Raw genomic sequence first — 4,671 nt, 5'->3', positions numbered from 1 at the left:
GGGCTCCGTGCGTAGCCGTGGAGGCCGTTCCGGCCGTGGCGGCCGTGAAGTCAGCCCTGCCAGCTGTGCGGGGCCCGGAAGCCGGGCGTGCGCTCCAGCCGGCGCCAGCCCGCAGTGGTGCGGCGGGGGCGGGGCAGGGTCGCGCGGTCCTTGGTGGCGGCGGCGCGGGCGAGGAGGACCGCGGTGACGGCGGCCAGCTCCTCCGCGTCGGCCTGGCCCTTCTCCACGCGAACGACGGCGTCTGTGGGAGTGCTCATGTCCGGTTTCGTCTCCATTACTGGGGCCTTGCTGCGGCTTGCGGCGGCTTAGCGGCTTACTGCGGCTTGCTGAGGGTGCCGCGGCTCACTGCGGCGGGTTGCCGTGCTTGCGGGACGGCAGGTCGGCGTGCTTGGCGGCGAGCATCGCCAGGGACCTGATGAGGACCTGGCGGGTCTCGACCGGGTCGATGACGTCGTCGACCAGGCCGCGCTCGGCGGCGTAGTAGGGGTGCATCAGCTCGGACTTGTACTCCTTGACCATGCGCGCCCGCATGGCCTCGGGGTCGTCCGCCTCGGCGATCTGCTTGCGGAAGATCACGTTGGCCGCGCCCTCGGCGCCCATGACCGCGATCTCGTTGGTCGGCCAGGCGTAGGTCAGGTCCGCGCCGATGGACTGGGAGTCCATGACGATGTACGCGCCGCCGTAGGCCTTGCGCAGGATCACCGAGATCCGCGGCACGGTGGCGTTGCAGTACGCGTACAGCAGCTTGGCGCCGTGCCGGATGATCCCGCCGTGCTCCTGGTCGACGCCCGGCAGGAAGCCGGGGACGTCCAGCAGTGTGACGATCGGGATATTGAAAGCATCGCACATCTGGATGAACCGGGCGGCCTTTTCGGACGCCTCGATGTCCAGCACGCCGGCCAGCGACTGCGGCTGGTTGGCCACGATGCCGACGACCTGGCCGTCGAGGCGGGCCAGGGTGCACAGGATGTTGGTGGCCCAGCGCTCGTGGACCTCCAGGGACTCGCCGTCGTCGACGAGCTCCTCGATGACCTTGCGCATGTCGTACGGGCGGTTGCCGTCGGCGGGCACGAGGTCCAGCAGCGCCTCGCCGCGCCGGTCGGCGGGGTCCTCGGACTCGGCGACGGGCGGGTTCTCGCGGTTGTTCTGCGGCAGCATCGACAGGAGGAAGCGCACCTCTTCGAGGCAGGTCTCCTCGTCGTCGTAGGCGAAGTGCGCCACACCCGACGTCTCGGCGTGCACGTCGGCGCCGCCCAGCCCGTTCTGCGTGACCTTCTCGCCGGTCACCGCCTGGACCACGTCCGGGCCGGTGATGAACATCTGCGAGGTCTCGCGGACCATGAACACGAAGTCGGTCAGGGCCGGGCTGTAGGCCGCGCCGCCCGCGCACGGGCCGAGCATCACGGAAATCTGCGGGATGACGCCGGAGGCGCGGGTGTTGCGCTGGAAGATGCCGCCGTAGCCGGCGAGCGCCGAGACGCCCTCCTGGATACGGGCGCCCGCGCCGTCGTTCAGCGACACCAGGGGCGCGCCCGCGGCGATCGCCTTGTCCATGATCTTGTGGATCTTCGTGGCGTGGGCCTCGCCCAGCGCGCCGCCGAAGATCCGGAAGTCGTGTGCGTAGACGAAGACGGTGCGGCCCTCGACGGTGCCCCAGCCGGTGATCACACCGTCGGTGTAGGGCTTCTTCGCCTCCAGGCCGAACCCGGTGGCGCGGTGCCGGCGCAGCGGCTCCACCTCGTTGAAGGAGCCCGGGTCCAGCAGCAGGTCGATGCGCTCGCGAGCGGTCAGCTTCCCCTTGGCCTTCTGGGCCTCGGTCGCCCGGTCGCTGGGCCCGCGGCGGGCCTGCTCACGGATCGCGTGCAGCTCGGCGACGCGCCCACGGACGTCACTCGCCTCTACGGGCGCCCCTTCGACATTGCTCATGACATCGACGGTACGTGGCCGGGGCCATGGAACTACATGTTGCTTTCGTACAACGTCGAGCCCGATTTCGTGGGCAGGCAGCACAGAAGTGCACAGCGGGGCCCCTACCGCCGTTCCGGAATCAGGCTTGCGATCTGTTGGTACCCCACAAAGCTCGGCGCACCGAGCCGTAGGAAGCCGGGCTTGACCCCGACCTGCGTCAGCCCTGGCCCGTACCTGCCGCGCCCTCGTCGACCACCGCGGGCGCATACGTTCCCCGTCGTCCCGCCTCGATATCGGCCCGGACGTCCGCCGAAGAGAGCAGGGGCTCCATCCGTCCACCGACCCTCCGGGCGACGTCTTCCGGAGTGGGCGTCGCCGCCTCCTCCTCCAGCAGCGTCCGGGCGTACGCCTGGAGCGACTGGCCTCTGCGCGCGGCCCGAATCGTCAACTCGGCGATCGTTTCCTCGGACAGATCCCGAACACAGAGGGTAGCCACGGGGCAAACATACTCGCACCGGGGAGCTTTCTGCCGACAGAGCGGTGATCCGCCGCTACCAGCCCGCTTCGACCGTGCAGGAGTGCGTCGCGCAGGCCGTGCCCGGGGTCACGCGCAGGCGCAGGGAGCGGCCCGTGGCCAGGATCTCGACCGTGGCGTCGTGGGCGGTCACCCGCCGTACGGGCCGGGACCAGGTGATCTCGAAGGGGGCGCCGTCTCGCGTCGGGGCCGCCGCGTGCAGGGCCGTGGTGCGGCCGTGGCGGCGGGTGAGGACGGTGGCGGGGGCGGTGGCGGCCAGCGGGCCAGCGGTGGCCGCGCGCCAGAAGTTGACGGCGGTGACGCCGAGCGAGGGCACCGCGATCCCCTGCCGGTCGCGGGTGTTGGCCAGGACCGTCAGCCACCCGGCACAGGCGGCGGCACGGGCCGCCACCGCACGGAGGTCCGCGCCCGGCATCAGCACGTAGGCGTACGCGGCGTCGGTCGGGTCCGTGCCGTGGTCGAGCCGCAGGGTGAGGTAGCGGCGGGTGAGAAGGTCGGGGACGCCGCCGGAGTTGATGTCGCGCCAGGAGCCCGTACGCGCTTCACGCAGGGCGTGCAGCGGCGTACCGCCGGGGAAGACATAGCCGCCGTGCCCGGCCAGATGCGCCCAGCGGGCGCGGTGGAACCCCTTGCTCCAGCCTAGCGCCGACGGCTGGGCCACCCCGTCGACGGTGAACCGGGGCTCGCCCTCCGCGCCCAGGTTGCGGTTGTCGGCGATGGTCTCGGCGGGGACGCCGTCGCGGGAGGTGATGCCCGCGCCGAGGCAGACCACCGCGTCCGCGAGGCAGAACCAGGACTTCCGTGCCTCCAGCGTGCTGGAGAGCCCCTTCAGATGCTGGCCGACGGCCGCGAACTCCCCGTCCGTGACCCCGCCCACCCACGTCACGGCGGGTTTGGGCGCGCCCCAGCCGCCGCCCTCGTTGTCGGCGAGCCGCTTGGCGGAGGCGGTGGTTCCGGGCAGCCGATAGGGGTCGACGGTCGGCCAGAAGGCGTCCGTGTACTGGTCGCCGCCGTGCGTCGCGCCCCACCAGTAGAGCATTCCGGCACCGGTGTGCCAGCCGCGCGGATTCTCGCCGTTGCCGTTCTCGTAGTACGCGATCCGGCTGGAGGACATGGCGATATTGGCGGTCCAGCCGGGGCGGCGGTGCACGGCGCGGTCCATGGCGGCGAACAGCCGGTGGCACACGGGCTCGGCCGCCGCTCCTCCCGGCTCGGCGGCGACGGCCGCGAGCCGGGCCAGGTCGGCGACGCCGAACTGCGGGTCGTCGAGGACCGCGCCGTCTGCGTCGCGGGCGATCCACCCCCTGATCATGGCGTTCCAGCGTTCGCGCTCCGCCGCGCTCGCCCCGCCGCCGAGCAGCGCGACGGCCGCCAGCAGCAGATGCCCGCGCTGGTGGTCGCTCTGGAGAATCCTGTGGGGGTCGGCGCTCTGCACGCCGCGGCTGACGGCGCGTCCGGAGACGCTGTCCATCATCAGCCCGTTGTGGAGGAGCGGGGCCCAGGCGTGCTCGACGCTGTCGTGGATGACCTGCCGACGGGGGTCGGTCACCTCCCAGCGGGAGCCGCGCAGCAGGGTGAAGAGGCGGCCGAGGCCGTCGAGGAGGACATAGCCGTACGTGCCGGAGTACGCGACCCACGTGTGCTGGATGAACGAGCCGTCGGCGTAGAGGCCGTCGCCTTCGGTGACGTACGGGAAGACGGGCGACAGGGCGTCGCGGGCGAGCGCGAGCTTGGCGGGGGCCGCGCCGAGCATGCCGCGCAGGGCGACGACGCGGCAGAGGTCGACGCGGTTGGCGCCGGTGCTGGTCCCGGTGTAGTCGCCGAGCATGGCGTCGGGGACGAAGTGGTCGACGGCTGCGAGCTGTTGGACCCGCCGGTCCTCGGGGACCTGCCCGTACACGAGGGTGAGGGTGTCGAGGAGGAGGCGGGGGCTGCCGATCTGCCACTCCCACCAGTTGCCGTACCGGGCGGTGGCCGCGTTGTAGACCGTGTCGTGCAGATGGCCGAGGCCGCTCGCGATGTCGGCGGCGAGCCCGGGGTCGCCGGTGAGGCCGGTGCCGGGCTGGGCGTATGCCTGGGCCATGGTGTTCAGGCGGCTGTAGCTGAGGGTGATGCCCGCTGGCGGGTCGTACGGGGCGTCGGGCCAGAGGGAGGCTGCGGTGGGCCGCATGCTCGCGCGGTACGTACGGGCCAGCTCGCCGGTCCGGCGCAGGCGGCCGGCGTAGGGC

Annotated in this window: 4 protein-coding genes; all 4 read right to left on the bottom strand. The window is 72.2% G+C overall.

The annotated features are described in order from the left end of the window. Positions 1 to 50: 50 nt before the first annotated feature. Positions 51 to 257: an acyl-CoA carboxylase subunit epsilon gene (locus tag ACFU99_RS33715; protein WP_384399360.1), complete on the bottom strand. Its 207-nt coding sequence runs from the start codon at positions 255 to 257 to the stop codon at positions 51 to 53. An 85-nt stretch (positions 258 to 342) separates the two neighbouring features. Next, positions 343 to 1,926: an acyl-CoA carboxylase subunit beta gene (locus ACFU99_RS33710; RefSeq protein ID WP_384399357.1), complete on the bottom strand. Its 1,584-nt coding sequence runs from the start codon at positions 1,924 to 1,926 to the stop codon at positions 343 to 345. Between the two features lie 199 nt (positions 1,927 to 2,125). After that, positions 2,126 to 2,404, bottom strand: coding sequence for a hypothetical protein (locus ACFU99_RS33705; RefSeq protein WP_384399354.1), 279 nt, complete (start codon positions 2,402 to 2,404; stop codon positions 2,126 to 2,128). A gap of 55 nt (positions 2,405 to 2,459) precedes the next feature. Then, positions 2,460 to 4,671 (bottom strand): polysaccharide lyase 8 family protein (locus ACFU99_RS33700; RefSeq protein ID WP_384399351.1); only part of this gene is annotated, 2,212 nt, incomplete at its 5' end.

The organism is Streptomyces sp. NPDC057654 (genome assembly GCF_042800135.1).
Lineage (GTDB): Bacteria > Actinomycetota > Actinomycetes > Streptomycetales > Streptomycetaceae > Streptomyces.
This window is presented reverse-complemented; position numbering and strand designations above follow the sequence as displayed.

Bases quoted from the DNA above. Each gene is read 5' to 3' on its own strand.
- ACFU99_RS33715 (WP_384399360.1), bottom strand. From the start codon at position 257: ATGAGCACTCCCACAGACGCCGTCGTTCGCGTGGAGAAGGGCCAGGCC.
- ACFU99_RS33710 (WP_384399357.1), bottom strand. From the start codon at position 1,926: ATGAGCAATGTCGAAGGGGCGCCCGTAGAGGCGAGTGACGTCCGTGGG.